General features: G+C 48.7%; 24 protein-coding genes. 19 read left to right on the top strand and 5 right to left on the bottom strand.

Annotated elements, in window-relative coordinates; all coding sequences use genetic code 11:
- Position 1: 1 nt before the first annotated feature.
- Together ACQKMP_RS07820 and ACQKMP_RS07815 are read right to left on the bottom strand one after the other, a co-directional pair.
- Entirely contained in the window at positions 2-1972 is a 1971-nt protein-coding gene (locus tag ACQKMP_RS07820) for an ABC-F family ATP-binding cassette domain-containing protein (RefSeq protein WP_427469124.1), read from the bottom strand.
- 99 nt (positions 1973-2071) lie between these two features.
- Positions 2072-2134, bottom strand: coding sequence for a cytochrome c3 family protein (locus ACQKMP_RS07815; protein ID WP_379423559.1), 63 nt, complete (start codon positions 2132-2134; stop codon positions 2072-2074).
- Positions 2135-2442: 308 nt separating this feature from the next.
- On the opposite strand from ACQKMP_RS07815, the gene ACQKMP_RS07810 reads away from it, so the two are divergent.
- Complete coding sequence (locus ACQKMP_RS07810; RefSeq protein WP_060625452.1) at positions 2443-2820, top strand: PH domain-containing protein; 378 nt, start codon at positions 2443-2445, stop codon at positions 2818-2820.
- Positions 2821-2825: 5 nt separating this feature from the next.
- Here ACQKMP_RS07810 and ACQKMP_RS07805 read toward each other — a convergent pair whose 3' ends face one another.
- Both ACQKMP_RS07805 and ACQKMP_RS07800 read right to left on the bottom strand, forming a co-directional pair.
- A complete protein-coding gene (locus ACQKMP_RS07805) occupies positions 2826-3365 on the bottom strand; it encodes a chromate transporter (protein ID WP_339245854.1) in 540 nt (179 codons plus the stop codon).
- Positions 3365-3943, bottom strand: coding sequence for a chromate transporter (locus tag ACQKMP_RS07800; RefSeq protein ID WP_427469123.1), 579 nt, complete (start codon positions 3941-3943; stop codon positions 3365-3367). Before ACQKMP_RS07800 ends, ACQKMP_RS07805 begins: the two co-directional genes overlap by 1 nt.
- A gap of 206 nt (positions 3944-4149) precedes the next feature.
- Here ACQKMP_RS07800 and ggt point away from each other — a divergent pair, with 206 nt between their 5' ends.
- Positions 4150-5727: a gamma-glutamyltransferase gene (gene ggt, locus ACQKMP_RS07795; RefSeq protein WP_042185762.1), complete on the top strand. Its 1578-nt coding sequence runs from the start codon at positions 4150-4152 to the stop codon at positions 5725-5727.
- A 193-nt stretch (positions 5728-5920) separates the two neighbouring features.
- Positions 5921-7273, top strand: a complete 1353-nt coding sequence (locus ACQKMP_RS07790; RefSeq protein ID WP_042193429.1) for an amidase family protein — start codon at positions 5921-5923, stop codon at positions 7271-7273.
- A gap of 487 nt (positions 7274-7760) precedes the next feature.
- On the opposite strand, the gene ACQKMP_RS07785 is transcribed toward ACQKMP_RS07790, so the two are convergent.
- A complete protein-coding gene (locus ACQKMP_RS07785; RefSeq protein ID WP_042185766.1) occupies positions 7761-8144 on the bottom strand; it encodes a RidA family protein in 384 nt (127 codons plus the stop codon).
- Between the two features lie 239 nt (positions 8145-8383).
- On the opposite strand from ACQKMP_RS07785, the gene ACQKMP_RS07780 reads away from it, so the two are divergent.
- The 16 genes from ACQKMP_RS07780 (at position 8384) to ACQKMP_RS07705 (ending at position 26471) form a co-directional block, all read left to right on the top strand.
- Complete coding sequence (locus tag ACQKMP_RS07780) at positions 8384-9958, top strand: PucR family transcriptional regulator (protein WP_427469122.1); 1575 nt, start codon at positions 8384-8386, stop codon at positions 9956-9958.
- A 38-nt stretch (positions 9959-9996) separates the two neighbouring features.
- Entirely contained in the window at positions 9997-11121 is a 1125-nt protein-coding gene (locus tag ACQKMP_RS07775) for an XdhC family protein (RefSeq protein WP_427469121.1), read from the top strand.
- Positions 11063-11635: an NTP transferase domain-containing protein gene (locus tag ACQKMP_RS07770; RefSeq protein ID WP_197071270.1), complete on the top strand. Its 573-nt coding sequence runs from the start codon at positions 11063-11065 to the stop codon at positions 11633-11635. Before ACQKMP_RS07775 ends, ACQKMP_RS07770 begins: the two co-directional genes overlap by 59 nt.
- A 242-nt stretch (positions 11636-11877) precedes the next feature.
- Positions 11878-13038: a BMP family ABC transporter substrate-binding protein gene (locus tag ACQKMP_RS07765; protein WP_042185773.1), complete on the top strand. Its 1161-nt coding sequence runs from the start codon at positions 11878-11880 to the stop codon at positions 13036-13038.
- Between the two features lie 109 nt (positions 13039-13147).
- Positions 13148-14680 carry an ABC transporter ATP-binding protein gene (locus ACQKMP_RS07760; protein ID WP_042185775.1) on the top strand — a complete coding sequence of 511 codons (1533 nt, stop codon included), beginning with the start codon at positions 13148-13150 and terminating at the stop codon, positions 14678-14680.
- Positions 14677-15819 carry an ABC transporter permease gene (locus ACQKMP_RS07755; protein ID WP_038569246.1) on the top strand — a complete coding sequence of 381 codons (1143 nt, stop codon included), beginning with the start codon at positions 14677-14679 and terminating at the stop codon, positions 15817-15819. The genes ACQKMP_RS07760 and ACQKMP_RS07755 overlap by 4 nt, the downstream gene beginning before the upstream one ends.
- A 3-nt stretch (positions 15820-15822) precedes the next feature.
- A complete protein-coding gene (locus ACQKMP_RS07750; RefSeq protein ID WP_042185778.1) occupies positions 15823-16752 on the top strand; it encodes an ABC transporter permease in 930 nt (309 codons plus the stop codon).
- A 58-nt stretch (positions 16753-16810) separates the two neighbouring features.
- Entirely contained in the window at positions 16811-17710 is a 900-nt protein-coding gene (locus ACQKMP_RS07745) for an FAD binding domain-containing protein (protein ID WP_427469120.1), read from the top strand.
- Positions 17711-17744: 34 nt separating this feature from the next.
- Positions 17745-20039 carry a xanthine dehydrogenase subunit D gene (pucD, locus tag ACQKMP_RS07740; RefSeq protein ID WP_427469119.1) on the top strand — a complete coding sequence of 765 codons (2295 nt, stop codon included), beginning with the start codon at positions 17745-17747 and terminating at the stop codon, positions 20037-20039.
- Entirely contained in the window at positions 20026-20562 is a 537-nt protein-coding gene (locus tag ACQKMP_RS07735) for a (2Fe-2S)-binding protein (protein WP_081383303.1), read from the top strand. Before pucD ends, ACQKMP_RS07735 begins: the two co-directional genes overlap by 14 nt.
- A gap of 4 nt (positions 20563-20566) precedes the next feature.
- Entirely contained in the window at positions 20567-21079 is a 513-nt protein-coding gene (uraD, locus tag ACQKMP_RS07730; protein WP_076286310.1) for a 2-oxo-4-hydroxy-4-carboxy-5-ureidoimidazoline decarboxylase, read from the top strand.
- A 35-nt stretch (positions 21080-21114) separates the two neighbouring features.
- Positions 21115-22065, top strand: coding sequence for a factor-independent urate hydroxylase (gene pucL / locus ACQKMP_RS07725; RefSeq protein ID WP_427469118.1), 951 nt, complete (start codon positions 21115-21117; stop codon positions 22063-22065).
- On the top strand, positions 22065-22439 hold the full coding sequence (gene uraH, locus ACQKMP_RS07720) for a hydroxyisourate hydrolase (RefSeq protein WP_427469117.1): 375 nt from the start codon (positions 22065-22067) through the stop codon (positions 22437-22439). Before pucL ends, uraH begins: the two co-directional genes overlap by 1 nt.
- A 33-nt stretch (positions 22440-22472) precedes the next feature.
- Positions 22473-23867 (top strand): allantoinase, encoded by a 1395-nt coding sequence (locus tag ACQKMP_RS07715; protein ID WP_427469116.1) that lies wholly within the window; start codon positions 22473-22475, stop codon positions 23865-23867.
- The gene (locus tag ACQKMP_RS07710; RefSeq protein ID WP_427469115.1) at positions 23864-25105 is read left to right on the top strand and encodes a M20 family metallo-hydrolase; all 1242 of its coding nucleotides are present in this window, start codon (positions 23864-23866) and stop codon (positions 25103-25105) included. The genes ACQKMP_RS07715 and ACQKMP_RS07710 overlap by 4 nt, the downstream gene beginning before the upstream one ends.
- A 133-nt stretch (positions 25106-25238) precedes the next feature.
- A complete protein-coding gene (locus ACQKMP_RS07705; protein ID WP_427469114.1) occupies positions 25239-26471 on the top strand; it encodes a pyridoxal-phosphate-dependent aminotransferase family protein in 1233 nt (410 codons plus the stop codon).
- Positions 26472-26607 lie beyond the last annotated feature (136 nt).

Genomic DNA, 26607 nt, shown 5'->3' with positions numbered 1-26607 from the left:
GTTAGTGTCCCGCAGTTTCCATCCAGCCCGCATAGAGCTCATCTAGTTGCTCTTGCACTGCATCGCGTTCTTTCTGTAGCTCGGCGAGCTCTGCCGCATTGCTACTGATCAGTGGATCTAGCATTTTGGCATCGATTTCCCCAAGCTGATCCTCAACTTCGGCAATAGCCTTTTCCCAATCAAAGTGGATACTCTTCTTGCGGGAACTGGACGAGTTAGCCGTAGTGACATTAACATTCACGGAACGGTTAGATTGAGGCTTACCGGAGCGTGCAGGGGTTCCATCTGAAGAGAAAGACTTAGGCTGATCAGGAATAGAGACTGGTGCTGCTAACGCCTGTTCAGCTTGCTTCTCCTTGTAATACTCATAGTTGCCGTTGAAAACTCCAAATCGTCTACTTTCAATGGACCAGAGCTTATGGAACAGACGATTAATGAAGTAGCGGTCATGTGAAACGGCCAGCACTGTACCTGGAAATTCTTCTAATGCTTCCTCTAGCGCTTCCCGGGAGTCAATATCTAGATGGTTCGTTGGTTCATCCAGAATTAACAGGTTTGGTTTACGATGCATCAACACAGCGAAACGCAGGCGGGTCCATTCTCCTCCGGATAGATTCGTGATGTCTTTGAATACATCGGCACCATAGAATAGGAAACGTGCGAGCTGCCCGCGCGCTTCACCTTCTTCTAGTCCGGCCTCTTCACGGAAGTAGCGGAGTACGGATTGTTTGTTATTGTCAGGGACAGCCTCTTGCGCGAGATAGCCAACAACGGTTCTTGAACCAAGCGTGCAGCTTCCGGTGTCTGGCGTCTCCTGACCTAATATAATTCTTAAAAGTGTACTTTTCCCTGCCCCGTTACCACCGATAAGTGCCGAAGTTTCTCCGTAGCGAAGAACTTCGTTTACGTCTGTAAACAGGCTTCTCTCTCCATATGCCTTACCGATATCCTCCAGTATGACGACTTGATTCCCGGAGCGATCATTTTGCTGTAGCTGCAAATCCATCGATTTGCGCTCTAGAATAGGACGTTTAACCTTTACCATACGATCCAGTGCTTTTTGCATGGAAGCTGCACGCCGGTAAAAGGCAGGGTTTGGGGGAGTTCCCCGATTCCCAAATTCGATGAGGCGTTTGATGCTCTCCTGCATTTGCTTTATTTTTTTCTGTTGTTCTTGATAATCAGCAAATTGTTGAAGTAGACGTGTTTCCTTCTCTATTTGATAGCCGCTGTAGTTGGTATGGAAGGTAAAAGCCTCGCCATCCTCAATCTCGATCACTTTTTTGACTACAGCGTCGAGGAAGTAACGATCATGGGAAATGGCTAGCACTGTACCGTCATAGCTCTGTAAGTACTGCTCTAACCACTCGATGGCGTTCATGTCTAGATGATTGGTTGGCTCATCGAGTAGAAGTACATCAGGTCTACGCAGCAGGAGTTCTGCGAGTCCGACTTTAGTTTTCTCGCCGCCAGAAAGAGAGGAGAAGAGTCGGTTATATTGCCCAGTTCCGATTCCTAGACCAATGGCAACTCGCTGAATGGAGGATTCAATTTCGTAACCTCCTGCGGTCTCAAATTTATCCTGAAGGCTACCATATTCTTTCAGCAGCCGATTCCATAGCATTTCATCCGTTCCGGTATTGAAGGTGGACATTTCAAGCTCCAGCTCTCGCAGGCGTTGTTGCCATTGCAAAGGTTCAGCAAAGCTACGCTGTAGAACTTCATATACGGTTTCTTTTTCGTTAACCTCTTGAATTTGAGCCAGCATTCCTACTACACTACCTTTGCGAATTGAGATTTGCCCTTGATCGGGGCGCTCTTCGCCATTCAGTAAGTGGAAAAGTGTAGTTTTACCGCAGCCATTGCGGCCGATTAGACCGATTTTTTCTCCTTGGCGGATATCGAAGGTGATGCTATTTAGTACGAGCTGTGCACCGTGGTATTTTTGAACATTTTGGCATTGAATAATCATATATATTCTCCTTTAAGAATGCCCTTTGCACCGCCAGAACCCTAAATCGAAACTGGAATTCTGTAAAAAACCATAAAAAAAGACCGTAGGGAAATTTCCCTACGGCCTTATCATTCTCCGGTTAACTGATCCGTCCGGGTGATGGCAGGAAAGGCATTTCACAATTGTGTAGTGTTATTAAATTCATGGAAATGGACAGACTTCTCCCGTTATCGCCATTTACATGAGCAATGCCAGCTATCGCTTTAGGTAGCCGACTCATAACACTGTTGGTCCAGTTGTGATCCATTCCTTCCACACCCCTTTCTTAACAAATTTAATGACAGTGTAAACAATAATCGGAAATTTAGCAAGTAAAAAGATGGCAAAGCGAAGTTTTACACTGCATAGAATATGAATCGATGAATAATATGGTTCTATGTGTGGGGAGATGTGCCACTAAAAAATAACAGATGAAAAGGGGAAGTTATATGGCACTTTTTGACGGATTGATGGGTAATGCATCACAAGTAAATCTAGCGGAGGTACAGCGGGAATATGCACAAATCCTTGCCCCTCAAGAGAAAATTGAACGAGCCTACAAGCTGATTAGAGATATGTTTATTTTTACAGACAAACGACTGATTCTAGTGGATAAACAGGGACTGACGGGGAAAAAGACGGACTATCATTCCATCCCATACAAAAGCATCTCGCATTATTCCGTGGAGACGGCAGGGCACTTTGATCTGGATGCGGAGCTATGTATCTATATTTCCAGCAGCACTGTGCCACTCAAGAAGACCTTTAATAAATCCGTGAATATTTATGAGGTACAGGCGGTATTGTCACAATATATTTTAAAATAGTTTAGTTAGACCGTGTAGCGGAGTACCAGACCACCATAGGCAAAAGCGGCTAAGATGACAAAGGCAGGATGCAGCTTAAGCCGCTTGATGGCCCAGAATGCGATTGCGGCAATGAACAGTGTTTGCCAGATTCCGATAGAGTCCGCAGGACCTTTGGCCATTGTCCAAGTGAGTACAGCCATCATAACTGCTATAACGGGTTGGACAAGCAATGTCATCCCTTTCACTACGGGGGATTGCTTGTATTTTTGCATGACCTCTAACAGGATAATAAGCGCTACTGCGGAGGGCAAGACGGTTGCTAACAAAGCTATGATGAGTCCTAACCAGCCGTAGACATCATAGCCGACGTAAGCTGCGATTTTGGTAGCAATCGGGCCAGGCAGTGCATTGCCAAGTGCAAGCATGTTAGAAAACTGTTCATCGGTCAGCCAGCCGTAATGGGGAACGATTTCTTGATACATCAATGGAATAGAGGAAGGACCACCGCCGTATCCAAGCAAATTCGCCATGAAAAATCCGTATATGAGCTCTAACCAGTCCATCAATTTGATCCTCCTTGTTGTTGCTTCGCGATGATCCGGTAATGAACGGCTCCGTAACCTAGAAAAAGTACGATTACGAGAGCTGGATGTATGTGAATTATTTGTAGCAGAAGTAAGGCTAGAAGGATGAAGACAGCGCTGAGATATTTTCCTAGCCCTTTATAGGCTTTTTGCGCAAACTCATATGCCATTATTCCTAACATGACAGCAATGACAGGAGATACCCCCGCGATCATTCCAGCTACTACTTTTGAGCTACTTAAATAATTTACAGCTGATAACAGTATGATCATAGCCAGGCAGCTAGGTAAAATATGTGCCAGAACTGACAGTATCGCCCCCCTAACTCCTCGAAGTTTATATCCAAGATAAGCCGCCATTTTGGTAGCAATAGGTCCCGGTAGCGCGTTGGCAATCGCCAATGTCTCCCCGAATTCATCATCGCTTAGCCAAGTGTAGCGAGTTACCGCATCATGCCGGATTAATGGAATCACGGAAGGCCCTCCGCCATAGCCGACAATCCCAGTTCTGAACATGGCGATAGCTAATTGTACATAGTCTTTATGGATGGATATCACGTGAGACCCCCCTTGTGTTTAGAGCCCATTCTATACAAATCATATGTGTGAAGCTACGAGGTTGACTAGAAATTAGCTAATGTTTGTGCATGAATCACAAAAAGAGGATGGTTATTTTGAGGTTTGGCGTAACCGATTGACAAGGGATTTTTATGTAATGTTAAATGACATTAATTAAGTGAGAAGTTAATAGGGAGATGGGGAACATGGCGGAGAAACCTGTAATAGGCACAAAAACAATGGTCGTCAGCCCTCATTATTTAGCTTCGGCTGCGGGTGCGCGCATTTTGGAAAAAGGGGGAAATGCCTTTGATGCGGCGGTGGCGGTTAGTGCGACGCTCGCTGTAGTCTACCCACATATGACGGGGCTTGGTGGGGATTCGTTCTGGTTGACCTATAGCACAGAAGAGGCGCGTGTCCGGGCGTATAACGGAAGTGGACGGTCGGGTTACGGAGTTCGCAGAAGTTGCTATGCCGGTGAGGGAGCTATTCCGAGGCGGGGGATCCGCAGTGCCATCACCGTACCGGGGATGGTGGATAGCTGGGACGCCATGCTCAGCAAGTATGGCCGCTTAACGCTGGCAGAGGTGCTGGAGCCAGCCATCGGCTATGCTCAGAGTGGGTTTCCGCTGTCGCCGGACCAGCGGAATAATACGCTGTTTGCTGGAACGGCGTTGTCGGCGGAGGCGTCCGCGATTTATATGCCGGGTGGAGTGGCTGTGTCTGCTGGATCGAGATTTCAGCAGACGCAGCTGGCGACAACCCTGAGGACGTTGGCTGCGGGTGGACGGGATGCTTTTTATAAGGGGAAGATTGCTGAAGATATTTGTGATTATATGCTGGCAGCTGGGGGCTATCTCACACGGGATGATTTTGCGGATCATCAGGGGGATTGGGTCGAGCCGATTCATGCGGAATATCATGGGCATAGGGTGTATCAAGTGCCGCCAAATTCTCAAGGGTTTACGGGGCTGATGAGTCTTAATATATTGGAGTATTTTAATTTCGGAGAAATCGAGCATGGCTCTTATGAATATTACCACCTGCTTGTTGAAGCGCTGAAGCTGAGTTTTCGTGATCGGGATAGAGTGCTTACAGATCCGGATTTTAGTGCTATTCCTTTGGTGCAGTTGCTGAATAAGAACTATGCAGGGCAACTAGCCTCTACGATCTCGATGCAAAAAGCGGCACAGCTGACCAGTCAGCCTATTGGTAGTGATACTGCATATGCTGCGGTGGTGGATGAGGAGGGAAATGCGGTTTCCTTTATTCAGAGTCTGTATTTTGAGTTTGGCTCAGGAGTGGTTGCTGGGAATACAGGAATTCTGCTTCAGAATCGGGGTTCGTTTTTCTCGCTTGATCCGAACCATATCAATACGCTTGAACCGCATAAGCGCAGCTTCCACACACTGATGCCAGCCATGGCCTGCCGCGAGGGCAAACCTGCGATTCTATATGGTACGCAAGGTGGTGAAGGTCAGCCGCAGACTCAAACGTTGCTACTTACAAGGATGCTGCATTATGGGATGAATCCGCAAACGTCTGTAAGTGAACCACGTTTTGTATGGGGGAGGACGTGGGGGGAGCCTACGCAGGAGCTGAAGGTAGAGGGACGGGTAGCGGATGAGGTGCTGGCAGATTTGGCGGGAGCCGGTCATATTGTCCGGAAAGTGGAAGCATATGACGGGAGCGTGGGTCATGCTCACGCGATATCCATAGATGACAATGGATATCGTAGTGGGGGGACAGACCCGCGCTGCGATGGCGCGGCGATAGGTTGGTAGGGTGAGGTGAGAGTAGGTAGAATTTGGGTTGGAGGTGGGTTGCAGGCGACACCTTGAAGTGAAAGGCTTCTTAGAAAGGTGTAACAGAAAGCCCTAGTTTATTGGACATGAGATTTTAGAAGGATGATTAAAATCTTAGACGAGTTGATTAAGATCTTAGAAGGAATGTTGAGGGGAGGAGGAAGGGGATATGGTGGATAATCGGTATGGTGCATTTATCGATCCTCAGCTAACAGTCGGACGTTTAGGGAACGGGATATTGAACGGACTGACCTTTGCGGTGAAAGATGTGTATGCGGTAGCAGGGCACAGTTCTTCTGCTGGTAATCCAGATTGGCTGTGGAGCCACAATCCGTCTACAGAACATGCGGCAGTAGTACGTCAGTTGCTCCGATCGGGAGCGACGCTTCGAGGAGCGACTCATACGGATGAGCTGATGTACAGTCTGGGTGGTGAGAACCATCATTATGGAACGCCCATAAATCCCCGTGCCGCAGGTTGTATCCCGGGTGGTTCTTCTAGTGGATCGGCAGTAGCGGTAGCTTCAGGTAGTGTTGATTTTGCGCTCGGAACAGATACAGGTGGTTCTATTCGAGTCCCTTCCGCCTATTGCGGAGTATATGGCTTTCGCCCGACGCATGGTGCTGTGAATATGGAAGGTGTGATCCCGTTATCACCGCAATTTGATACAGTAGGCTGGATGGCAGATCGTATGGGTGTGCTCCAGAAGGTTGGGGAGGTTTTACTTGGAAGTGGACGCATGACTGAAAAGGTAATGATGAGCATAGATGGAAATTTAGAATTGAATATAGAGAACGGTAGGGAAAAAAATGAAGAGGAAGAATTGGAGAATAATATACAAAAGAACATAGAGGATCAGATACCAAAGAGCAAAGGAAATCATGTGGAATATAATTCTAGAAAGGATAAAGAGGATGATTCACAAAAGAAAATGGTGACTTTATTTGTCGCTACGGACTGTTGGGATTTGGTCGATCCAAAGGATGTGAGTGTTCTAGCGAATGGATTGAACCACTTGAGGACTGGTGCTGATCATTTCTTCGAAACTGAAATAGCTCGAGAAGGTTTAAAAGTCTGGATGGATGTCTTTCGAGAGCTACAAGGCAATGAGATCTGGACAACCCATAGCGCCTGGATTGAGAAGGTGAAACCAGTTTTTGGGCCTGATATTGCGGCCCGGTTCTCTTGGGCTGCTAACTTTGCTGGCAAGGACCACAGTATCGCTCTGAATAAACGAGCGGAGATTTCTACTCAATTGCGCCAACTGCTGGGAGAAGATAATTGTCTTGTGATTCCGACAGTACCTGGTCCTGCTCCACTGCGTGGTGGGGGGTTGCGTCAATTGGAGGAGAACCGTAGTGGGGCGATGATGTTGAGTTGCATGGCTGGATTGGCAGGCCTGCCTCAAGTAACATTACCTATGCTCTCTACAAATGGACTGCCGCTGGGATTGTCGGTTATCGCCGGACATGGTCAGGATCTTCGGTTACTCTCATGGGTGAAGGAGGTTTGGCGGCGGTCGTGAGATGACGGGACTTGATGGGTTTTGAGATGATAGGTGAAATTGGTTTTTTAAAAAATGAACTCAATGTGATGAAGTAGGCTCAATAATGGTGTGTTAGAGTAAAAGAAAAATTCAGTGCTCAAAAGTTGGCTAAGACCAGCGTTTCAGTAAACACCTCCATGCGAAGAAAAAGAACGGTATAAATCCCGTAGAATGCGCGAAATTGGCTCATATTGCGGGGAAGAAGGGCAAAAATACCCTAGAATCCTGTAATTCCGGCCATATTACAGGAAAGAGGGGGATAAATACCCTAGAATCCAGTGATTCCGGTCATATAGCCGAAAAGAGGGGTATAAATCCCCCAGAATCCAAGAATTCTGGCGATATTACCGGAAGAAGGGGTATAAATGCCCCACACCACAAAGGTCAGCCACGACACACTCGCGTTTCATCTGAACACGCAAACAAAGCGCCTTCTGTTAAGAAGGTGCCATGCCACGTCCGAGCTCTATTCTACGAATGCTTCGACTTCTATTTCTACTAACAATAGTGGATCAATAAGCGCTTTTACCTCTACCATGGTTGCTACAGGCTGAATATCTTTGAAAAATTCGCCGTGTGCTTTGCCGACTTCTTCCCAGCGTGAGATGTCTGTCACGAACATTCTTGTTCTAATTACATGCGACAAATCAGCATCTAGCTGGTTTAGCGCTTTTTCGATGGTATGTAGAATGAATTTCGTCTGCGCGTATGGATCTCCTACACCGACTATTTCCCCGTCTTGCATGGCTGTTGTTCCTGCGACTTCGATACGATTGCCGATTCGGATGGCGCGAGAATATCCAACCACCGACTCCCAGGGTGAACCCGTAAACACTTGCTTTTTACTCAAAAGATCCCCTCCAAATCCATCCTAATATTGTCCGATCTAATTATACTACTCACACAAGTGATGTGAACTAAAGATTAATGATTCATCAGTTATGTTCATTTAATGTTATATTAACTAACGTGATAACCAATAAATTTTAATTTCACTCTATCCAAGGAGGTTCATTTTAATTATAATGTTACATAAAATAACATTATGAATCAAAAATGGTTCAATTGATCCTAAAAAGGAGGGATGGCATGCATCTTACGGTTGAAGAAGCGTTGTCCATTTATCCTTTGTCCGAGGCGAAGCTTATCGCGGGGTCCAAGGGGAAACATCGAATTGTGAAATCGATCAATGTGATGGACGCACCTGATATTTCGGATTGGATCAAAGAAGGCGAGATGCTGCTAACGACAGCCTATTTAATCAAGGACAATCTGGAGGATGCCTCTGCTTTGCTGCAAACACTGAATCGAAGGGGCTCATCGGCCTTGGGTATTAAGCTGGGACGATTTTGGGATAAAATACCGGAGCAGCTAATCGCAGAAGCGGAGAGCCTTAACTTCCCCTTAATCCAGTTGCCGTTCCAGTTCACTTTTTCGGATCAGATGAATGGCCTGTTTCGAGCCGAGCTTAGCCGGAGCACTCATGTTTTGCAGAGCATAATGGAGAAGCAGAAAAAGCTGATGCAATTTGCCCTGCGATCTGTCCGCAGCCGTCCATTGTTTGACTCGGTGTCTGATGTGATTGGCCATTCACTTGTAGTGGTTAGCGCACGCGGGGATGTAATCTATAACAATTCTGAATACCAGACCTCACAGTTGCTGGAGGGATGGCCATGGCAGAAACGGAATCAACGTTTTCGTGTAGAGGATCGTGCAGGTTATCGCACACCACTAATACAAGGAGAAAAGTGCTCGGGATATTTATTGTATTGTTCCATCGACCCTTTATTGCTCCCGGTGGAAGAGAGCTTGTTCGTTCAGGGTGCTGAACTTATTTCATATCATATTCACTCAGGATACGAGGATTATTTTGAACAGGCAGAACATAGGGAGTTCAGTGGATTGCTGAGACGTTGTCTAAATGGTAACTTATCTTACTCCGATTTAGTACAGTCTGCTGTAAAGCTGGAGATAGAGCTGCTTCAATCGCCATTCTGTCTCTTATTAACCGATATTGCTACGACGAGTGAAGAACGCCAAAGTGAGCTGCTTAGATTAAAAGAAGAATACACTGAACACCCCGTACTGCGGGATTTAAAGGCCATTCATGTGATTGTAGACCAAGGATTATTGTCCATCTATCCGGCAGCTCTTCAGAGTCCTGAGCAATTTCGTGATGTAATCCAGGCTTGTTTTGACAACCTTAAGTTTGACAAGGGGTATTATCCACGAGCTGCGATAAGTAGTTGTAAATTGAAGCCGGATGGGCTGAAGGAGGCTTTTGCGGAGGTGAAGGAATGTATGGGGATGCTTCAATTTGAGGGAGTGCATGGGAATGTTGTGCATTATCGGCAGCTTGAGCTTTCCTTGCTTCTTGGGCAAATCCCGACAGAGGTCATGGAGAAATATTGCAACGGAACGCTTAGAGGGCTGCTTAGTCGTGAGCCGGAGTATGTGCGAGAAATGCTGCGGACGCTGGAGGTTTATCTAGAGAACGATGGGCATGTCAATGAGACAGCCAAAAAGTTGTTTATTCATCGGAACACGGCTACCTACCGGATCGAGAAGCTCAGTGAGCTCTTGGATGTCGATTTTAAAAAAATAAATGATCTAATGAGGCTGAAGTTAGTGTTCATGTTTCGGAGAATGCTTGGGCGGGACTAAGGTCTGGGTTGAAATGCAAACACGGAGGAGGGAGCCTCGTGAATACACATGAGATCGCAACGCATATTCAAACCCATCAGGCGCCTGCGGTGCTGGCAACACTGATTGAGGTAGAGGGACACTCGTATCGTAAACCCGGGGCAGTGATGTTGTTTTTTGAAGGGGGCACGATTGGGAGTCTGAGTCCAGGTTGTGTGGAAAGCGATCTGGAGTTACGTACCTCTGAGATATGGGAACGAGGGCTGCCCGAGATTGTGGAATACAATATGTTGTCTTCGGATGATCTGTCCTGGGGTGAGACTGTCGGCTGTGGAGGCAAAATCAAAGTGGTGCTTGAACCCGTGCAGGGTCAGCTCTACAAGCTTTTGGTGCAGGTGAGTGACAGACTGGCGGCGGGAGAGCGGTTGGTTCTGTTTCGGGAGGCAGTGGAGAGGGGGTTTACCTATAAGCTGGAGCAGGATACTGATACTTCACTGCCGCAGAGCAAGAAACATCCGAAATTATCCCACTCGGCAAAAGAAAACCTAGCAGCAGGTCGCTTTATGGCCGCTCCAGCAGAATTGACAGCATTTCATGCGTCTTTCGTGCCTAAACCGCGGCTTGTGATTTTTGGTGGTGGGCTTGATGTGGTTCCGATTGCGGAACTTGCTGACAGAGTTGGCTTTCGGGTTGCGGTTGCGGATTGGCGCGAAGGAAGCTTGCACAATAAGTTTCCTCGAGCTGAACAAGTAATTTGTTCCCCTATGGAGGTTGTTCAGCGATTAGGCGTAGCTCGAGAGGATTATGTATTGATTTGCAGTCATCAACTTGGGCGGGATAGACAGTTCCTGGAGAGTGTGATTCCGCTTGCTCCTCTATATATAGGGATTATGGGTTCGAAGGCGCGGATAGCTCTTTTACTGGAAGGGCTTGAGGCTCCTGCATCTTTGCATGCACCTGTAGGGTTGCCGATTGGAGGAGAAGGTCCGGAGGAGATTGCGGTCAGTATTATAGCAGAAATTATTCAAATTAGAAGGGTGGGCTCACGAGAGCTGCCCAAAGGAGCGGATAGTATTGAAGGTAGCAGGCATATATTTGGCAGCGGGGCAGAGCAGGCGGATGGGTGTGTCCAAGGTTTCACTGAAATTGTCGCAGGAGGTCTCACTCGGGAGCGTCGCGCTTAGTGAATTGGATCGTTGCAATCTAGAACCGCTAATCGTGGTAGTGCGTGCGGATGACAACTTGGAATGGCTGCCACCCGCGATTGAACCGCAAGGCTCCAGACGCACCGAAACTTGTTTAACCGCACATCTAGGATTGTCTTTTTCACTGCGCTGCGGCCTTAATGCGGTATTACCTTTACAGCCCGATGCAGTAGTTGTGGCGCTTGCGGATCAGCCATTTATTACTACAGCATTAGTGAACCGTCTAATACAAACGTTTGAACAATCTCCGGAGATGGATTATGTCGCTAGCGTCAGCAATGGGTCGGCTATGCCCCCGGCTTTGTTCTCGAAGACGTTGTTTCCAGCACTACAGGGATTAGATGGAGATCGAGGAGCGGCGGGGATATTGCGTTCACCTGATTATAAGGGGATTGTTCTGGAATCTGAGTCTGCCCATTATTTCATGGACGCAGATACAAGAGAAGATTTTGGTGAGATTCAGGAGCAATGGATTCTGAGAAATGGAAAGTGAAGTAAAAAGTAGTCTAAAAAGTAATCTGAAACAGTGTTCCTTTTCCACCTTTGGTCATATAATATGACACGCAACTCACCTTCCGAAAACCAATTAGTGCATTACACACAAAAAAAGTTCTGATTCTTATATTCCTATACAAACGTATGTTATATAAATTTACGCCAAGGCCACCTCTAAGTATAGTAGAAGTACATTAATGGTTGCAGCCATGATGAGAGATGATTTGGAGGAGGAGAATTATGAAAAAAAGGGGTCAGTTCATAACATCTTGTCTTGCATTAATGGTTCTAATGACGGTGGCTTTGGTGGGGTGTGGCAGCAATAATAATACTTCTACAAATGCAACGGAGGCACCAGCGACAACTACAGCGGCAACAGAGGCAACTGCAACAACAGAACCGGCTGCAAAGAAACCGACGGTTGCTTTTGTTTATATCGGACCTCCAGGGGATGGCGGCTACACGTACCAACATGATCAAGGACGGCTGTATATGGAGAAGGAGCTGGGGATTAAAGCTGACTTTGTAGAAAATGTCCCTGAAAGTGCTGACGCCGAACGAATCATCACAGAGCTTGCGCAATCACACGACATCGTGTTTACAACGAGCTTCGGATATATGGATTTTACATTAAATGTAGCGGGCAAATTTCCCAACGTGAAGTTCCTGCATGCATCGGGTTACAAAACCGCAGAGAACATGGGAACCTACTTCGGGAAAAACTATCAGGCCAGCTATCTGAGCGGCATTGCGGCAGGAAAAATGACCAAAAACAATCAGCTGGGTTATGTGGGCGCTTTTCCGATCAGCGAAGTGATTTATAACTTGAATGCTTACACCCTTGGGGCACAAAGTGTCAATCCTGATGTAAAGGTGAATGTGGTGTGGACGAATACATGGTATGACCCGACGACTGAACGTCAAGCGGCAATCAGCTTGCTGGATAAGGGTGCGGATGTGCTTTTGGCCTATCAGGATTCACCTGCAACCCTGCAGGCTGCTGCTGAACGAGGGGCTTTTGCCGGGGGAAATGACTCGGATATGAGCAAATACGCTCCGGACAATTATTTGACGAACCCGGTATGGAATTGGGGGCCGTATTACGTAAAAGCTGTGCAGGCAGTTATGGATGGAACCTGGAAGAGCGAGCAATATTCCGGTGATATGGCTGACGGTATGGTGGAGCTGGCTCCTTTCGGGAACAAGATCCCAGATGATGTGAAAAAGCTTGTCGAAGACGCCAAAGCCAAAATTATCAGTGGTGAGCTTGAGGTTTTCACAGGTCCGATCTCAGATAATCAAGGGAATGTGAAGGTTCAGGAGGGTCAGAAGCTGACCTTGGAGGAAGTGTTGGGCATGAACTGGCTCGTAAAAGGTGTGGAAGGAACTATCCCGCAATAATGTTTAAAAATAGGGAATAAGATGTGCACAATCTATGGGTGGGGCGGGTTCCGTTAAGCGGAAACTTCCCCACCCGTACTACAACTTGAAGGAAGGAGGGGTTCAGGCCATGCGGGGAACTTCAGTTGAAATGCGGGGGATTGTGAAAAAATTCGGCTCGGTAACCGCCAGTGATCAAGTCGACTTTTCGGCAAATGCGGGTGAGATTCATGCGTTGCTTGGGGAGAATGGGGCCGGGAAGAGCACGGTGATGAGCATGCTGTCAGGGGTGTACAGAGCAGATGAAGGAGAAATCTTCATTCATGGGAAAGGTGCTCAGATCCGTTCTCCTAAAGATGCTGCGCAGCTGGGTGTAGGTATGGTGTTTCAGAACTTTAGGCTGGTGCAAAGCCTCACAGCAGCAGAAAATATCGTGCTTGGCGAAAAGTCGTCTTTCTGGCGCGGCCGTAAGTGGATGAAGAACAAATGCGAGGAGATAGAGGCATTAGCGGAACGGTTTGGACTGAATTTCCCGGTGGATCGCCCGATCTGGCAGTTGTCCGTGGGTGAGCAGCAGCGTGTTGAAATCGTTAAGACGCTGTATCGCGGGGCTGACATTATTATTCTGGATGAACCAACCTCTGTATTGACCCCGGGAGAGGTGGAACAGCTATTTGAAACGCTGCGGGTCATGAAGCAGGCAGGAAAAACGGTCATTATGACTACTCATAAAATGAAAGAGGTTATGGCGTCCTCCGATCGGATTTCCGTCATGCGCAAAGGGAAAATGATCGCCACACTGACCACTGCAGATACAGATGAACTGGAGCTGGCTCGTCTGATGGTGGGCAAGGAAGTAACCATCACCCGTCAAGAACGGGAAGCCACTGAAGGGGATTCTTTATTAGAAGTGAAAGATGTGGACGTATATGCCGATCACGGGCGAAAAGCACTGGATCACTTCTCTCTGAACGTATGTAAAGGGGAGATTGTAGGCGTAGCTGGGGTAGCTGGCAACGGGCAAAAGGAACTGGCTGAAGTGTTAACAGGTCTTAGAGGCTGGAAAAGTGGTGAAATCACGTTTGATGGAAAGACGGTGGAATCGGCTTCGGTTAGAGGGGCAATTGATTCAGGAATCTCCCACGTGCCGGAGAACCGGATGAAGAGCGGTTTAGCTGGACGCCTCGGATCGGTGGATAATCTTTTGTTTAAGTCTTACCGCTCAGAGGAGCACTCCAAATTTGGTTTCTTGAAGTCCGCGAAGAACCGTTTGTGGTCACAGGAGCTGGTCCAGCGCTTTAACGTCAAGACACCTGAGCTCGAGACGCCAGTACAACAGTTGTCAGGTGGTAATCAGCAGAAGCTGCTCTTTGCACGTGAGATCAGTCATCGGCCGAAGCTGATGGTCGCCGTTCATCCGACACAAGGGCTGGATGTAGGTGCCACGGCTGGTGTTCACGACCTTCTTATGGAGCTGCGTGGTTCAGGTAGTGGCGTGTTGTTAATTTCGGAGGATTTAGATGAATTGCTTCAGTTGTCCGACCGGATTCTAGTGATCTATAACGGCTCAATTATTGGTGAGAGTACACATGAGGAAGCGAATCGAGAGAGCATCGGACTACTAATGGCTGGTATTCATAATAGAGAGGAGAGCGCCGTATGAGCCTGGAGAATGGAAGAAATACCGCAGCAGCAGTACTGGAACCCCTCCCCTCCCACTCCGGAAAACGATTCTCTCTACGTTTCGAATACGATGCCAGCCGCATCCGTTCTCCTTGGTGGACACCTATTGTGTCTATAATTTTAGCGCTATTGTTGTGTGCCCTATTTATTGCGGCGAATGGCATGAATCCGGTGCTGGTCTATGAAAAAATGTTCCGTGGCGCATTTGGCACTGCGTATGGGCTCACGGAAACGATGGTTAAAGCGATCCCGCTACTCCTATGTGGGCTTGGGATTGCTGTGGCTTACCGCATTTCGGTATGGAATATTGGAGCAGAAGGCCAGTTAACCGTTGGGGCTATGGCGGCCACAGCCGTCACGATTTATTTTCCTGACTTACCTTCATTCTGGTCCCTGAGCTTAATGCTGCTGTTCGGGATTGCCGCGGGTGCGCTTTGGGGACTGCTGACAGCTATTCCGCGGACGCATTTTGGAGTGAATGAGCTAATCACTTCATTAATGCTGAATTATGTTGCCCTATTGGCGCTCGATTACGTGGTATTCGGACCCTGGAAAGATCCTAAAGGATTTAATTTCCCGGGATCACCTATGTTTACTGCGGCTCAGTCGCTGCCTGTTCTCGGAAGTACAAGATTGCATATTGGATTGTTATTTGGACTTATCGCCGTTGTGATTTATTACTTAATGATTCGTTTTACCAAGTGGGGTTACGAGCTCCGTCTGATTGGGGCCAATCCTGTTGCAGCCAGATACGCGGGGATTCCTATCAAGCGCCATATTATTATCGTCATGCTGATCAGTGGGGGGCTCGCCGGGATCGCTGGCATGGCGGAGGTCTCCGGTGTTACACACAAGCTGATGCAGGGCATTTCACCGGGGTATGGATACACCGCCATTATTGTGGCTTGGCTGGCCAAATTGAATCCACTCGGTCTAATCGTTACTTCTATTTTATTCGGTGGCTTAATTGTTGGAGGATATAGTGTTCAAACCATCGGGCTGCCCTCATCGATATCAGAAATGCTGCAGGGCTCCATCCTGTTTTTCTTGATTGCTGGCGATATGATCTATCGTTTCCGCATTCGTCGTAGCCGGGTTCAGCTGAAAGGGGGGAGATAGGCGATGGATTTTACAACACAGCTACTTATTGCCGCTATTTCCGCAGGGACCCCGCTGCTGCTGGCTACGCTGGGAGGCATTCTAAATGAACGAGCCGGCATTATACAGCTTGGGGCTGAAGGTCTGATGCTGATGGGAGCGGTCACCACTTGTATCGTGTATATTCGCTCCGGAAACCTGTTGCTGGCTCTGCTGGCTACCGTAGCTGTAACGGCTGTGCTTGGTTTGCTGCATTCTTTTCTCTGTGTGACCTTGCGGGCGAATCAAACGATGTCCGGTCTTGCGATGACCTTGTTCGGCAGTGGGTTGAGCGCTTATCTTGGTAAACCGATCAGCGGCATTCCTTTGCCGGGAACCTCCCCTAAGCTGCATCTGGCTTGGCTGGAAAATGTACCGTTCATCGGAAAAATATTCGGCAACATGGATTACCTAACCTGGTTCAGCCTGCTGCTAGTGCTTGCTTTGCATCTGCTAATTCACCGCACTTCATGGGGCCTGCATTTGCGGGCAGTCGGAGACAGTCCGGCTACCGCAGATGTGATGGGGATCCGTGTGCAGCTTATCCGCTACAGCTATGTGATCACCGGTGCTGCTCTCATCGGCCTGGCCGGAGCGGATATGGTATTGGCCTACGCGCCAACCTGGAATGAAGGGCTGACAGCCGGTCGAGGCTGGATTGCGGTAGGGCTAGTGATTTTTGCCAGATGGAATCCGCTGCGCGCCTTGTTCTGCGCTTACTTTTTTGGGGCATTGGATTCACTTGGCTTCCGCATTCAATTGCTGGGTAGTGCAGTTCCGCCCTATTTTCTCAAAATGATTCCGTACCTTGTGACCATTCTGGTCCTGATGTACCTGGGGTACCGCAATCGCAACAAACCATCCGGCACACCGGAGGCACTGGGAGTTCCTTATATTCGGGAACAAAGGTTTTAAGGCAGGCTATACGAGAAGGGAAGCGGCAATCTGGTACTCAAAAAGGGAGGCGGAGTGTATGGGAGTTATACGGGAAGAGGATGGAAGGCTACCTGAAGTAATTCAACCCCGCAGCCTGCACGAAGCTTGGGAGAGAAAAACGGCGTTTGGAGACAGTTCCCGATATGTCGCAGGAGGAACATTACTGAGAACAGGGTGGGAAAATGGAACGGATCATATGCCCAAACAGCTGATTGATCTTCGGCAAATCACAAATCTCGGCGACATTACCTTAACGGAATTTCACTTATCTCTGGGCGCTCTTGTTCCACTCTCCCAGTGCCGCAGTAATGAGCATTTGCAGGCCGTGGCTCCTGCGCTGCAAGAGGCTGCACGTTGCATAGCGGCTCCGTCGGTGCGTAATCTTGCCACGCTGGGGGGCAATATCGCTTCTGGCTTCGGAGATATTCTACCTGCGTTACTGGTCTATGACGCGGAGTTAATCTCCTTTGACGGCAAATTTATGACGGCACTACCTTTGATAGAGTGGCTAAACAATCACTGGAGCGGGATAAAACCTGCGGCAGATCTTGTGGCTGAGATTCGCATCTCACCTACTCGCTTAGAGAGTCCGTTAACGGATAGGCTAGAAATTTTTCGTAAGGTTGGCCGCAGGGAAGCGTTCACCCCTTCACTTGTAACGGTAGCAATCTCAGCATCAATCGATGAGGAACTCCGTTTCCGTGAGGTGCGTATCGCCACAGGTGGGGGCTCTGGGCGGCCGCAGCGACTAAGTAGAGCTGAAGTTATGCTTGAAGGTGTGAGGTATACAGAGGAGCTGTTGGCTTCTTTATATGAAGGGGTTGAGAACAGCTTTGAGACGTATAATGATCCCTTTGCAACAGAACTTTACAAGAAAAAGACTGCTGGGAATTTGGTTGTATCTGAGCTGTGGAAGGCTATGAATATACGGAGTTAAGAGGTGAATAACCCGACGAAAGGAGAGAGGGAAAATGCTGCTGAATAAGGAATCCAGCGGTAGCCGCTGGCGTACACGACCCGATGGAGAGGGCAAGGTATCCGGTAAGCTGCAGTATTTGACTGACAGGAGGGCAGAAGGAATGTTGATCGGCCGCGTGCTCCGCAGTGAGCAGGCACATGCTCGTATTTTGTCCATACGCATTGAGAAGGCCGTTGAAGTCCCTGGTGTACACGCTGTAATTACTTATGAGGATGTGCCCGGACTTAACGGCTTTGGCATAGCTTTGCCGCATCAACCGGTATTTTGCAGCGACCGTGTGCGTTACACTGGCGATGCGATTGCGGCAGTCGCGGCAGAGACGGACGAAATTGCGGAATACGCCTTATCTCTTATCGAAGTGGATTATGAGCTTCTACCCTTACTCGAGAATCCGGAAGAGGCGATGAAAAAGGACGCAATTCTGCTGCATGCCGAGGGAAACGTGCTTCATCATACGGAATATCGGAAAGGGGAGCCGGAAACGGTATTTACGGATTGCTGTCATGTGGTAGAGGAGACTTACTATACACCACGCCAAATGCACACCTATATGGAGACTGAAGGTGGACTGTTTATCCCAGAGGATAACGGACGGCTTACCGTATATTCAGCTACACAACATGGGTTGATGGATCGCCTGCAGCTATCCAGAATCCTGGCTATTCCTCAAGAAGATATTCGCGTCATCTCGAGTCCTATCGGCGGGTCCTTTGGAGGAAAAGACGAGCTGAATGTACAGCCGTATGGAGCACTGCTGGCCTTGCGGACACACCGTCCGGTAAGACTGCATAATTCGAGAGCTGAATCGGTACGTGCAGGACTAAAACGCCATCCCATGAAAATCACCATGAAGACTGGCTGCGACCCCGAAGGAATCATCAGGGCACATCAGGTCAGAATTATTTCGGATACGGGAGCTTATGCAACACTGGGGGCGGAGGTGCTCAACTTTGCGACAGAACATGTGATGGGCCCCTATATCATCGATCATGTGGATGTGAAGGGTTTTGCTGTATATACCAATAACGGTGTATCTGGTGAATTTCGCGGTTTTGGCGGCAATCAGGCGATTTTTGCTTTGGAGGGACAAATCGATCGATTGGCTGAGCGATTGCAGATCGATCCGTGGGAAATGCGCCGCCGCAATTTGCGTAAATATGGAGATCTGGGGCCACTGGGTCAGGAAATTGCTCAGACCGATGGTGCCTTTCAGGTGTGGGAAGCGCTGGCGGGTTCGCCTCTTATGACTGAGGCCGCATCTACAGACAGTGATTCAGGTGTTGTGGAACCTTGGATCGTAACTGGAACGGGTGCTGCTATAGCTATGCATGGTGCAGGACTTGGCTATGGTATTCCCGATCCGGCAGGTGGCCGGCTCTCTTTGACGCTAGATGGCAAGATTGAGGCGGTGTTTGGTTACGAGGAGTTTGGTCAGGGGTTAATCGCAACCATGGAACAAATGCTGATTGAACAGTTTGGCTTCGCAGCAGAGGATCTAAGTATCGTCATTGGCGATACGGATGTTGTGCCCGATAGCGGATCTAGTACGGCTTCGCGATCAACAAGCATGATGTGGATGGCCTTGAAACGGCTGCGTCCAGACTTCACCGCTCGTATGCTCCAGGCAGCTGCGACGATAATGCCAAAGCTGGATAGCGCTGAAATGAAGCTCGGCCCTGGCGGCATTTGGCTAAAAGACGGCGGTCTGCTTCTGACTTACAAGGACTTGGCACAGCGTATTTCAGAACCCATTGTCTGTAATACAAAATTTACTTATCCAACCACACCCTTTAAAAGAGTGGGGGCACATTTCCTATACACCTATTCTGCAATCGCAGTCCGTGTGGAAGTTAATCTGCTTACAGGACGTGTTCGTGTACTGGATCAATATCATGCGGTAGCGGCGGGGCCGGTGGCTAATCCGCAAGGTTATCTCGGGCAGATCGAAGGTGGCAGCAGTATGGCGGTAGGCTTCACCTTGTCAGAGGATGCTGTGATGTCGGGCGGCAGCTATGTCACCAAAAATTTAGACACCTATTTGGTGCCGACCATTGCCGACATGAATGGCAGCATTCAGGTGCAGCCGATAGAGGATTTGCCGGATCATGACACGTACGGTCCTCGCGGCATTGGAGAGGTGGGTTCCGTCAATTTAGCTCCGGCAGTCGTGTCGGCCATATTTCAGGCTGTAGGGAAGCGGATAACCAAACTGCCCATTGATCCCGAATGGCTGCAGTCTACACCGTTTATTCCACAAAAGGTGGTGAACATCCATGTCGAGCCATAATTCAGATGCGAATCTAGATGAAGATAACCTTGCCCCCTTATCGTCTGAGGAAGCCTTTGCAGAAGAGAGGTTCACCTTTAATTGCAATCTTAATGGCAAAGCGATATCCACGGAGATTCCACCCTCCCGCCGGCTTTTAAAGGTCATACGTGAAGATTTGGAGCTGACCGGCACAAAACGTTCTTGTGAGATTGGCCGCTGCGGGGCATGTATGGTGCTGGTGGATGGACGTCCAGTGAATTCATGTCTGGTCATGGCCTATCAATGCTCAGGTGCGGAAATTACAACGATTGAGGGTCTTAGTGAAGTAGGCCTGCATCCCGTTCAGCGGGCTTTTTTAGAAGAGGGGGGGTTCCAATGCGGTTATTGTACACCAGGGATGGTTATCTCGGTGGTTGCTCTGCTGGAAGAGAACCCGCATCCTACTCAGGCTGAAGTGGAAGAAGCTTTATCGGGTAACATTTGTCGCTGTACGGGGTACGGTGGCATTTTACGAGCTGTTAACAAAGCTATTGGAGGTTGAGTGGATGGTCGTTTCTGAAGGCAGGTTTGCGTTGGAAGAGATAAATGCCATGAGTATAACGGATTTTGTGAAGCATCTAGGCGGCATTTTTGAACATTCACCGTGGGTAGCAGAGGAGGCTTATAAGCAGATTCCGTTCCATTCTTTAGAGCATTTGCATAGCACAATGATGCAGACCGTACTGAGTGCTGACCGGAGCCGAATGGAGGGACTATTAAAAGCTCACCCGGATTTGGCGACTAGGCTTCAAGTTACGGCTTTATCTGCCTCTGAGCAGCAGGGAGCTGGACTGGATCGGTTAACAACGGAAGAGTTCAATCTATTAAATGATCTGAATCGAAAGTATACGGACAAATTTCATTTCCCTTTTATTCTAGCTGTTCGTGGCAAAAACAAAGATGACATTATCAGCGCCATTGGAGTGCGAGTTGAGCGTTCCCCTCAGGAGGAATGGGTTCAAGCCTTTTCTGAAGTCGGTACAATTACGAGATTTCGCCTAAGTGATTTAATTATTTAATTATTCATTCATCATAAACGGGGAGGGTGTCAGCCATGCTGGAACCAATTAACGGACGTACAATGTTTTATGGAAAAAGTGATGTGCTAACTTATCGTACCTATGCTAAACCGCTGGCCGTTACCCCCGTTCCCGAATCTTCCTTCACGGGCTGCGACAACATTATATTCGCACATAATATTACATTCGCGGTCACGGGTGAAGCGTTTCTTCCTTCTTTTTCAGAGGGGGATAATTCCATGGTCGTTGCTACCGATTCTATGAAAAATTTTATCCTGCGCAATACCGCGGACTACACTGGAAGCACAACGGAGGGGCTACTGCAGCTTCTAAGCAGCCGTTTTCTCGATAAATACGATCATGTCACCGCAGTTTCAGTTTCCGCAGACCGATTGCCTTTTGAACAGGTAATGGTGCCTGGGGACGAGGGGCTTAGGCAGAGTCATTTAGTGCTGCGTCACTCCAATAATGAATCCTATTCGGCTTCGCTGACAGTAAAACGTGGGGAAAATGGGACTGAGATTGTCGCGCATGAATGCCGGTTGAAGGATTTGCAGCTGATTAAAGTGAGCGGAAGCTCGTTTTATGGATTTGTCCGGGATGAATATACGACATTGCCAGAAAGCTTTGACCGTCCGCTTTATATTTTTCTGAATATTAACTGGACCTACAATGATGTGGAGCATGCTTTGGATGGAGATCAAGGCCAATATGTGGCTGCGGAGCAGGTTCGCGATATCGCCCATAGCGCTTTTCATGAGCTGAACAGTCCATCAATCCAATCGTTGATTTATCAAATTGGGCTGCGCGTATTGTCCCGTTTTCCACAGCTGGCTACCGTTTCATTTGAGTCCAATAACCGGACTTGGGAAACCATTGTTGAGCCTGAAGAAACTAAAGGTGGAGTCTTCACCGAACCTCGTCCACCCTATGGTTTTCAGGGCTTTTCTGTCAGCCGTGCAGATCTGGCCGGAGAGACAGCGTAATGAGCGGGCGTCTTACCACCCATGTGCTGGATCTGTCGCGGGGGATTCCTGCTACAGGTCTGACGCTTCAGCTCTGGAAGCTTACGGATGGGGTGAGCAAGCTCCTGTGTGAAGAGGTCACGAACAGTGACGGGAGGCTGGATGCCCCTCTGCTCGAGGGAAACGAGATGGAGGCTGGATGTTACGAGCTGCTGTTTATGGTCGGCGATTACTATCGTAGAGCTGATGCCAAAGCGTCAGCAGATACTCAACGTGAGATGTCTTTTTTTCTAGAACAGATACCTATTCGCTTTCATATAGAGAGCTCCATGCAACACTACCATGTACCTTTGCTAGTAGCTCCTGGTGGATATAGTACGTATCGGGGAAGTTAGGAGAAAGTTGATGACCTTAGGAGGTGGCAGCTCATGAAGGAATCCTATGAACTTGTAATTAAGAACGGGAATGTAGTGCTGCCCCATCAGGTACTCAAGCTGGATATTGCAGTATCAGAGGGTAAGATTGTCGCACTTGGAGAGGAACTTTCGCTTGCACCGCTAACCAAAGTCATCGACGCAGATGGGTTCTATGTGCTCCCCGGTATGATTGATATGCATGTCCACTTTAATGAACCAAAGTTTGGACATTGGGAAGGCTTTCGCAGCGGTTCTGCGGCGCTGGCAGCTGGCGGCTGCACAACCTATGCAGATATGCCGCTTAACGGCAATCCACCTACTGTGAACGAGGCTGCGCTTCGTCAAAAGGTAGATGCTGCGGCTGGAAACTCTGCCGTTGATTATGTGCTGTGGGGTGGGCTCGTTCCCGGCAATCTGGATGATTTAGAAGTTTTGGCAGCCGCTGGCGTCACTGGGTTTAAAGCCTTTCTCTCCAATCCTGGAGGGGAGGGCGAAGGCAGATTCCGTGAAGTGGATGAGGATACACTCTATCAAGGGATGCAGCGAATCGCTTCTCTGGGCGGGATTCTGGCGCTTCATGCAGAAAGTGAGGCTATCACGGCGGTGTTGACCGCTGATGCAGTGCGAAATGGCAGAACCAGCGCAAGTGATTTTGCGGCTTGCCGCCCAGCTGAAGCAGAGCTGGAGGCAGTGTCCAGGGCGCTGCTGTACAGTGAACGTACGGGCTGCCGGTTGCATTTTGTTCATATTAGCACGGCTGCTGCCATTGAGAAAATCTATGAAGCTAAGCTTCGAGGTCTGGACGTTTCGTCTGAAACCTGTCCACATTATCTGGTCCTCACTGAAAATGATATGGAGGCTTTAGGACCTGTGGCGAAGTGTGCGCCTCCGCTGCGAAGTGCGGTGGAGCAGGAGAAGTTATGGGAGATGCTAGCCCACGGCAAAATCGATCTGATCGCTTCGGATCATTCCCCCTGTCCAACGGAATTGAAGGTAAAGCCGGACTTGTCTTTTTTTGCAGCTTGGGGTGGGATCTCGGGTGCGCAGAGCAGTCTGGAGCTTATGTTCCATGAAGGCGTGAATGTGCGGGGGTTGCCTGTTACATTAATTTCCAGTCTGCTTGCAGGGCAACCCGCAAAACGTTTTGGAATAGAGCATCGCAAAGGCGCTATAGCTCTAGGTCTAGATGCCGATCTAGTTCTGCTGAATCCAAGCACAACCTATACGCTGACTGCGGAGGATTTATTATATCGCCACAAGCACAGTCCATACCTCGGAAGAACTCTTTCCTGCAAGGTAGCTGCTACGATATGTCGTGGGCGGGTGGTCTATACCTCTGAAGAAGGAGTAATTGCCGATGATGGTGGACAGTGGCTGCGGATTAGGAAGGAGCAGTACAGCCTATGAATGATTCCAGAGTTCAAGCGTCGACTCAGAAACTGCTCGAGCTGCTGGAGGAGCTGGGTGCATTCAGCACACCTGGGCTAGGAGTTACTAGACTGCTATATACGGAGGAATGGAGCCGGGCGCAGATTTTTTTGCAGGAAAAAATGGCTGGGCTCGGCTTAGAAGTTTCCATAGACAAGGTTGGCAATGTATATGGACGATTGAGTGGACGCGATCCGCAGCAAAAGGTTATTTTAACCGGATCGCATATTGATACTGTAGTCAATGGCGGAAAATATGATGGTGCGTATGGGATCGCTGCGGCTATGATTGCGCTTCAAGATTTGCAGAGGAACTTTGGCCAGCCGCAGCGGACGCTTGAGGTCGTATCTTTTTGTGAAGAAGAGGGGAGCCGATTTCCGCTTGCTTATTGGGGTTCGGGCCATGTCACGGAAAGGTATGACGGAAGCGAGGCCGAGACCTGTATAGATGCAGAGGGAGTGACATTACAGGTAGCAATGACGGAATCCAGCTTTTTGCAAGGTGTAACAGATGAGAATGGAGCCAGAAATGATATTGGCGCTTTTGTAGAGCTGCACATTGAGCAGGGAATTATTCTGGAGAAAACAGATACGCAGATAGGCGTAGTTCAGGGGATTGTTGGACAGAGACGCTATATGGTCAAGGTCAGTGGTATTGCTAATCATGCGGGCGCGACACCGATGTTTATGCGGCAGGATGCACTGGCTAGTGCGGTTGAAATGCTGTACGTGCTTGAAAGTGCTGCTAAAACGGCTGGTGAACCTCTTGTAGCAACCTCGGGTAAGTTTGAGGTGTATCCGAATACGCCAAATGTGATCCCGGGTGAGGTTCTTTTTACATTAGATATCCGCCATAGTGAAGAGGACGAACTGGAACGTTTCTGTGAGAAGCTTCTTGCGGAATGTAATGAAATTGCCGTTAAACGTGGGGTGACTCTTGAGGTTACATCCGTGCTCCACACAGTCCCTGCGCCTATGGATACGAAGCTATCTGCAATGCTGGAAAATATCTGCCGCCAACAGGGGAAGACGTACCGCATGATGGTAAGTGGAGCGGGACATGACGCCCAGCTGTTTGCGCCGCGTTGCCCTACTGCGATGATTTTTGTACCCAGTCGTGCGGGTATCAGCCATTCACCGGAAGAGTATACATCCCCCGAGCAGCTTGCGGCTGGGCTTGAGGTTCTGACTGCGATGTTATATGAGTTAGCTTATTAAAAAGAGTTCGTCGAACTTTAAAATATAAGGAAGTATATGTTTTACTCTATACTTTATCCTTATATTTCTCGCTGAAACGGAGCCCGTCCCTAAAAGGACGGCTTAGCCGTTTCTACTTGAAGGGAGGATCATCATGAAGCGTTACGAAGATTTGTCGCCATCCCTGCGCTGCATTATGACTCCGGGTCCGGTGGAGGTTGATCCGCGTGTCCTGCGGGCGATGTCTTTTCCGGTGCTGGGTCAGTTTGATCCAGAGTTCACCCAGATGATGAATGAAACGATGGAGATGCTGCGGGAGCTGTTCGCTACCCGAAATGCATGGGCTTACCCTATAGATGGGACCTCTCGCGCTGGTATTGAGGCGGTGATGGTCAGCTTAATCCTGCCGGAGGAACGTGTGCTGATTCCGATCTTTGGCCGCTTCGGACACCTGCTTCATGAGATTGCCGAACGTTGTGGCGCTGAGGTATTCGTTCTGGAAAAGCCATGGGGAAGTGTGTTTGAACCGGAGGAAGTGATAGCGGCTATGGAGACTTTTAAGCCAAATGTGGTAGCGATGGTGCACGGTGAGACCTCTACAGGACGGGTGCAGCCACTCGCGGAAATTGGCAGAGCCTGCCGCCGAATGGATGCTCTTTTCATAGTTGACGCAGTTGCAACTCTTGGGGGCATTCCTGTCGAAACGGATGCTTGGATGCTGGATGCGGTCGTAGGAGGTACACAGAAATGCCTGTCCGTCCCCTCCGGTATGGCACCAATAACATATAATGACCGCGCTGAGGCTAAGCTTATGTCCCGTAAACGAGTAGAACGTGGGATTAGAATCAGCGATGTTCAGCCTGGTGAGTTGTCTTTTGTCCGCAGCAACTATTTCGATCTTGGCATGCTTCAGGATTATTGGAGCCCGCAACGTCTCAATCATCATACAGAGATGACCTCTATGCTCTATGCACTTCGGGAGGGCTTGCGACTTGCGCTTGAAGAAGGAATGGATGCCAGATTCGCCAGACATCAGCTCCATGAAAAGGCACTTATAGCTGGATTAACAGCGATGGGGCTTGAACTTTACGGGGAGCCCTCCTGCAAACTTACCGTTGTTACCTGTGTGCTGATTCCTGAGGGCATAGACGGGGAATCTGTACGCACGCTGCTGCTGGAGCGGTTCGGCATTGAAATTGCCAGCTCCTTTGGACCTCTGAAAGGAAAGATTTGGCGCATTGGCACGATGGGCTTTAGCTGCCGTACGAATAATGTGCTGCGTTTGCTTGGAGCTTTGGAAGCAGCGTTGCTGCGACACGGATTTGAAGTTTTTTACGGACTTGGTGTTCAAGCGGCACTTGACGTATATGAGGAAAACGTAAGATAATCGTTGGAATAGATGCTGGCGGGTGAGTTCATACCAGGGGCATGTCCGGAGTGTTGGACAATCTTTGGATTAAGAAAACGGCTATCATCTACAGGGATGACGGAGCCGTTTTTTCGTACAATATCAGATTTGCCAA

The organism is Paenibacillus sp. NPDC101420, from assembly GCF_050277435.1.
Lineage (GTDB): Bacteria > Bacillota > Bacilli > Paenibacillales > Paenibacillaceae > Paenibacillus_AQ.
Note: the sequence above shows the minus strand (reverse complement) of the source record. Positions and strands in the feature narration are given on the sequence as shown.

Bases quoted from the DNA above. Each gene is read 5' to 3' on its own strand.
- ACQKMP_RS07735 (WP_081383303.1), top strand. From the start codon at position 20,026: ATGTCGAGCCATAATTCAGATGCGAATCTAGATGAAGATAACCTTGCC.
- ACQKMP_RS07715 (WP_427469116.1), top strand. From the start codon at position 22,473: ATGAAGGAATCCTATGAACTTGTAATTAAGAACGGGAATGTAGTGCTG.
- ACQKMP_RS07805 (WP_339245854.1), bottom strand. From the start codon at position 3,365: ATGGACTGGTTAGAGCTCATATACGGATTTTTCATGGCGAATTTGCTT.
- ACQKMP_RS07765 (WP_042185773.1), top strand. From the start codon at position 11,878: ATGAAAAAAAGGGGTCAGTTCATAACATCTTGTCTTGCATTAATGGTT.
- ACQKMP_RS07755 (WP_038569246.1), top strand. From the start codon at position 14,677: ATGAGCCTGGAGAATGGAAGAAATACCGCAGCAGCAGTACTGGAACCC.
- pucD (WP_427469119.1), top strand. From the start codon at position 17,745: ATGCTGCTGAATAAGGAATCCAGCGGTAGCCGCTGGCGTACACGACCC.
- ACQKMP_RS07710 (WP_427469115.1), top strand. From the start codon at position 23,864: ATGAATGATTCCAGAGTTCAAGCGTCGACTCAGAAACTGCTCGAGCTG.
- uraH (WP_427469117.1), top strand. From the start codon at position 22,065: ATGAGCGGGCGTCTTACCACCCATGTGCTGGATCTGTCGCGGGGGATT.
- ACQKMP_RS07820 (WP_427469124.1), bottom strand. From the start codon at position 1,972: ATGATTATTCAATGCCAAAATGTTCAAAAATACCACGGTGCACAGCTC.
- ACQKMP_RS07750 (WP_042185778.1), top strand. From the start codon at position 15,823: ATGGATTTTACAACACAGCTACTTATTGCCGCTATTTCCGCAGGGACC.
- ggt (WP_042185762.1), top strand. From the start codon at position 4,150: ATGGCGGAGAAACCTGTAATAGGCACAAAAACAATGGTCGTCAGCCCT.
- uraD (WP_076286310.1), top strand. From the start codon at position 20,567: ATGGTCGTTTCTGAAGGCAGGTTTGCGTTGGAAGAGATAAATGCCATG.
- ACQKMP_RS07810 (WP_060625452.1), top strand. From the start codon at position 2,443: ATGGCACTTTTTGACGGATTGATGGGTAATGCATCACAAGTAAATCTA.
- ACQKMP_RS07745 (WP_427469120.1), top strand. From the start codon at position 16,811: ATGGGAGTTATACGGGAAGAGGATGGAAGGCTACCTGAAGTAATTCAA.
- ACQKMP_RS07760 (WP_042185775.1), top strand. From the start codon at position 13,148: ATGCGGGGAACTTCAGTTGAAATGCGGGGGATTGTGAAAAAATTCGGC.
- ACQKMP_RS07780 (WP_427469122.1), top strand. From the start codon at position 8,384: ATGCATCTTACGGTTGAAGAAGCGTTGTCCATTTATCCTTTGTCCGAG.
- ACQKMP_RS07705 (WP_427469114.1), top strand. From the start codon at position 25,239: ATGAAGCGTTACGAAGATTTGTCGCCATCCCTGCGCTGCATTATGACT.
- pucL (WP_427469118.1), top strand. From the start codon at position 21,115: ATGCTGGAACCAATTAACGGACGTACAATGTTTTATGGAAAAAGTGAT.